This window comes from Pseudoalteromonas sp. BSi20439 (assembly GCF_000241165.1).
Classification (GTDB): domain Bacteria; phylum Pseudomonadota; class Gammaproteobacteria; order Enterobacterales; family Alteromonadaceae; genus Pseudoalteromonas.
This window is the reverse complement of record NZ_BADW01000066.1, coordinates 1-3,899: the sequence shown is the minus strand read 5'-3', so window position 1 is coordinate 3,899 and position 3,899 is coordinate 1. Positions and strand designations below refer to the sequence as shown.

Annotated in this window: 3 protein-coding genes and 1 pseudogene; all 4 read left to right on the top strand. The window is 41.5% G+C overall.

Annotated features, from left to right (window positions below; translation table 11 throughout):
- The coding region (locus tag P20439_RS06230; protein WP_036933061.1) for a DDE-type integrase/transposase/recombinase at nucleotides 1-408 on the top strand (408 nt) is incomplete at its 5' end.
- A 38-nt stretch (nucleotides 409-446) separates the two neighbouring features.
- Nucleotides 447-788, top strand: a pseudogene (locus tag P20439_RS06225) (porin); the annotation flags it as partial.
- 11 nt (nucleotides 789-799) lie between these two features.
- On the top strand, nucleotides 800-2,275 hold the full coding sequence (locus tag P20439_RS06220; protein WP_008112383.1) for an SLC13 family permease: 1,476 nt from the start codon (nucleotides 800-802) through the stop codon (nucleotides 2,273-2,275).
- Nucleotides 2,276-2,463: 188 nt separating this feature from the next.
- On the top strand, nucleotides 2,464-3,882 hold the full coding sequence (locus P20439_RS06215) for a coniferyl aldehyde dehydrogenase (protein ID WP_008112384.1): 1,419 nt from the start codon (nucleotides 2,464-2,466) through the stop codon (nucleotides 3,880-3,882).
- Nucleotides 3,883-3,899 lie beyond the last annotated feature (17 nt).

The following is a 3,899-nucleotide window of genomic DNA, read 5'->3' as shown; positions in this document are numbered from 1 at the left end:
TGTGTATCAACGACAATGCACACAGAGCTTATTCTTGATGCGTTAGAGCAAGCTATTTGGCATCGTGGCAACCCCGAAGGGTTAATTCACCACAGCGACAGAGGCAGCCAATATTTGTCTATACGATACACTGAGCGACTTGCTGAAGCTGGAATTCAAGCGTCTGTAGGCAGTGTGGGTGACTCTTATGACAATGTATTGGCTGAAACAATAAATGGATTATTTAAAACAGAGATTATTCGCAAAAATGGTCCGTGGAAGAATGTTGATGCTGTTGAATACGCAACGTTAGAGTGGGTTAATTGGTTTAATAATCAACGCCTATTATCTTCAATTGGGTATATTTCACCAGCTCAATATGAAACAGACTACTATGATAATTTAAACGAGTCAGGTAAAGTGGCCTGACTTAAACAAACTGGTCTCCGATGAACTCGGGGCGATTCAATTCGCTTAATAACATTAAAGCAAGCCGTATTGCTGGTGTGTATAAGTTTGAAAAATTACAATTAGGGGCATTGTACCAGCATTCAGAATCGATTGACGGCGCTAAGTCTGGCAACGGTTATGTACTAAGCGCAAGCTATAAGTTAGACAAATGGGTACCTAAAGTACAATTTGCAAAAGATGATTCAAAACTACGTCAAACCTCAGACGCTTCACAGTGGACTACGGGTATAGATTATGTATTTGACAAGCAAACCACAGCTTATCTTTTATATACTGACCTCGACCTAGAAGAAAATGCTGATAGCAGTGTTGCGCTTGGTCTTAAATATAAATTTTAAGGGCTGAACAAATGACAAAACGTATTTTAGAAAATAACGCGAATAAAAAGCCATTTATGCAATGGCTGTTATTGTTACTTGGCCCATGTGTCATGCTACTTACTTGCTTAGTTGAGCCGCCAGTAGGTATGTCGGCGGCAGCATTTAAAACCGCAGGCTTAGCATTTTGGATGGCCTCGTGGTGGGTGAGTGAGGTAGTGCCTATTCCTGCTACTGCGTTACTCCCTTTAGTGATTTCGCCGATTGTTGATATAGCCGCGATAAAAAGTGTTGCAGCGCCTTATGCGCATCCGCTGATCTTTTTATTTTTAGGTGGCTTTTTAATCTCAATAGCGATGGAGCGTTGGGGATTACACAAGCGTATTGCATTAAGAACTATGCTTTATGCAGGTAAAAAACCAAGCTTACAGATTTTAGCGATGATGTTAGTGACTGCATTTTTATCAATGTGGATGTCTAATACCGCTACAGCAGTAATGATGCTACCTATCGCTTTATCTATTACCCATTTAGTTAAAAGCTCAGATCCTAGTAATGAAGGTTTTGGTAAAGCCCTTTTACTGTCGATTGCTTATGGCGCGAGTATTGGCGGTATTGCTACTTTAATCGGTACTCCACCAAATGCATTAATGGCGGCGTACCTATCAGACAGTTATCAGATTGAAATTGGCTTTGCCGAGTGGATGATTGTTGGTGTGCCTTTAGCGCTCGGTATGTTGCTGATCAGCTGGATTTGGTTAACTAAATTCACTTATAAGGTCGATGCGAATGTACAAGCGAACAAGCGTATTGATACCAAAGCGGTATTCTCTTCACAATTAAAAGACTTAGGCCTAATGCAACGTGCTGAAAAGGGCGTGTTGTTTGTATTTGTGCTTGCCGCTATTTGTTGGATGTTTAGACCTTTATTAGGCGATGTTACCGGGCTTAAAATTTCAGATACCGGTATTGCTATTGCCGCTGCATTATTACTGTTTGTACTACCGGCAAATAAAGGCAGTGATGCGCGTATTTTAGATTGGGAAAGTGCAGCTAAAGTACCTTGGGGTGTGTTGCTTTTATTTGGAGGGGGCTTGACGCTAGCCTCGCAAATTAAATCATCTGGATTAGCTGTCTACATTGCCAAAATGATTGAGGGGGCCAGTGCAATTCCTTTAGTTATGAGCATTCTTGTGGTGGTGGCACTTATTACTTTCTTAACGGAAATTACCAGTAATACGGCAACAGCCGCAGGCTTTTTACCATTGCTGGGGCCTGTTGCTGAGTCAATAACTGGCAGTCCGTTAGTGTGGGTTATTCCAGCTGCGATTGCGTGTAGTTGTGCGTTTATGATGCCAGTAGCCACACCACCCAATGCGATTGTGTTTGGCTCGGGTGAAATTAAAATGAAAGACATGATCCGTGCTGGCTTTGTGTTAAATATTGTCGCTATTGTTTTAATTACCTTAGTAACAATGACCATAGCAGCTCAGGTTTTTGGTTTTTAAAAACCCACTTTAATCAACTAACAAAACAGATAACCGATGCACACAAAAGCAGTGCATCGGTATGAGTTCCAACCAACCTTATGAGTGTTTTTGCAACGCTTTTCATTATGTTGCAAAATCACTCTTTATTGCTCGTGTAACAGATCAAGGTTATAGTCTTGAAAACGTTATAAATCGAGTAGCCTATTTTGACCACTGATACATTATCTACAGGGACTTTGCGTTCACAATTTAATGAACTAAAGCATGCTTTTGAAGACACCCCTTACTTACCCATTGAGCAACGCCTTGCTTTACTTAAGCAAGTACGCGCTAACATTGTAACGTTAGAGCAAGACTTAATTGCTGCAGTATCTAAAGATTTTGGTTACCGAACGGCCTTTGATACCTTAGTAGGTGATATTTTGCCCACCATGCAGGGGCTTGCGCATATTATTAAAAAGCTACCTCGCTGGTCTAAGCCTAGTCATCGCAGCGCGGGGTTAAGCTTATGGCCCTCAAAAGTAAGTGTCACCTATCAGCCTATTGGTGTGGTGGGTGTGATTGCACCATGGAACTATCCTATTCAACTAGCATTGGTACCTGTTATTACTGCGATTGCAGCGGGTAACAGGGTGATGTTAAAGCTCAGTGAATTTACGCCTAACACCAATGCCGTTATTGAAAAAATATTTGCAGGTGAATTAAGGCAACACTGCACCATTATTCAAGGTGGTAGCGACGTGGCAAGTGAGTTTTCATCATTGCCGTTTGCGCATTTACTGTTTACAGGCTCGACGGCTGTTGGCAAGTTAGTTATGGCCGCGGCCAGTAAAAATTTAACACCAGTCACTTTAGAACTAGGCGGAAAATCGCCCGTTATTGTGTTAGAAAAAGCCGATGTAAATAAAGCCGCGCGTGCTCTATTATTTGGCAAAATGGCCAATGCAGGGCAAATATGTGTGGCTCCTGACTACGTATTTGTTCCTGAAGCATTAGAGCATCAATTCATTAAAGCGCTTTGTACCCTTTATAAAAAACACTTTAAGCAAGGTGTAGAAGGCAAAAACCTGACCTCGATTATAAGCCCTGCACATTATCAACGTTTGTTAGGTTATTTAGAGCAAGCACAAGAGCAAGGCGCTAAAATTACTAAACCGCTTGAACAAAACCAGCAAGATGGCGAAAAGCATCGTATGGGTCTGCATATTGTGACGCATGTCACCGACGAGATGCAATTAATGCAAGAAGAGCTATTTGGTCCCATTTTACCCATTATGAGTTACGACAAATTAGAGGACGTGCTTAATTATATTCGATTACGCGACCACCCATTAGCCCTTTACATTTTAGGTCAAGATAAACAGGCTCAACAGTACATTATTAAGCAAACACTCAGCGGAACAGTTGCGGTAAACGACACATTAATACAAGTAGCTGCCGATGATGTACCGTTTGGTGGCGTGGGGCATTCGGGGATGGGGCATTATCACGGCAAAGAAGGTTTTCTCACCTTTAGCCATGCAAAAAATACCTTAGTATCAGGCTCGGTTAACCCGCGCATTGGTTTATTACTTAAACAAAATAAATTACTGATCAAAGTGCTAAAGTGGCTTTATGTAAAATAGCCTGTAGTACTTAAAAT

Bases quoted from the DNA above. Each gene is read 5' to 3' on its own strand.
- P20439_RS06220 (WP_008112383.1), top strand. From the start codon at position 800: ATGACAAAACGTATTTTAGAAAATAACGCGAATAAAAAGCCATTTATG.